This is a genomic window from Pseudomonas putida, assembly GCF_002906855.1.
Taxonomy (GTDB): domain Bacteria; phylum Pseudomonadota; class Gammaproteobacteria; order Pseudomonadales; family Pseudomonadaceae; genus Aquipseudomonas; species Aquipseudomonas putida_N.
In genome coordinates this window covers 1-962 of the sequence record NZ_MINI01000015.1, presented here as the reverse complement: position 1 = coordinate 962, position 962 = coordinate 1, and the positions used below count along the sequence as shown (strand labels likewise).

General features: G+C 60.1%; 1 protein-coding gene. It reads right to left on the bottom strand.

From position 1 onward, the window contains the following. Positions 1-918: IS30-like element ISPpu17 family transposase (locus BGP85_RS00165; RefSeq protein WP_103445268.1), on the bottom strand; the 918-nt coding region annotated here is incomplete at its 3' end. Positions 919-962 lie beyond the last annotated feature (44 nt).

The following is a 962-nucleotide window of genomic DNA, read 5'->3' as shown; positions in this document are numbered from 1 at the left end:
CGTCTTCCAGCCCAAGCGCTTGCGCGGGCGTAGATTGATCCTCGCTACTGTCCGATTGACGGCTTCGACGGTCAGCTTGCTGAAGTCGCTGCCCTTGGGGAAATACTGGCGGAGCAGACCGTTGGTGTTTTCATTGGTGCCACGTTGCCAGGATGAATAGGGGTCTGCAAAAAAGACCTGGCACTGGCTCCGTAGCGCGATGCGTTCATGCCCGGCAAACTCCCTTCCGTTATCCAGCGTCAGCGTGTGAGCGGCATGGCCCTGAAGCATCAGATTGATCGCCCGCGTTACCTGCCGGCGCGTTCTGCGCTTGACCGGATAGGCGCTCAGATAGCCGCTTTTGCGATCAACCAGGGTCACCAGGTTACCGCCCAGTCCATGTACCGTATCGCCCTCCCAGTCCCCCAGGCGCTCGCGGCTTTCGACCTCGGCTGGGCGTTCACTGATTGACACGCGATTACGCAGCTGCCCGCGCCGATCGTGGCTTCCATAGCGTTTCCGGTAGCGCTTTCGGCGATGTCGCAGATAGGTATAAAGCTCACCACCGGCGCGCTGTTCGGCGGCAATGAACCGATAAATCCACTCATGGCTGACCGCCCGGCTTGGCTGCTCCTGCTTCAACCGCTGGGCGATCTGCTCCGGACTCATGCCATGCTTGAGCCACACCGGGAGATGATGGCTGAGCCATGTCGCCGGCTTGCAAAACTTGCGCGCACCCGCTCGACGAGCATCACTTTCATGGGCCGCAGAAACAGCCTTGTAGATATTCTGGGTGCTGTTGCGGCGAACCTCGCGACTGATCGTCGAGGGATGCACGCCGACCCGCTTTGCAATGCTCGCCTGGCTCTCTGCGGCGCTCAAGCCAGCCTCAATCTGGTAACGTTGTCCCTGAGTCAGCTGCCGGTAATGCGTAGTCATCTGCGCTTGAATCCTTCGGTGTGAGAGCCTGGATTCTACCGGTG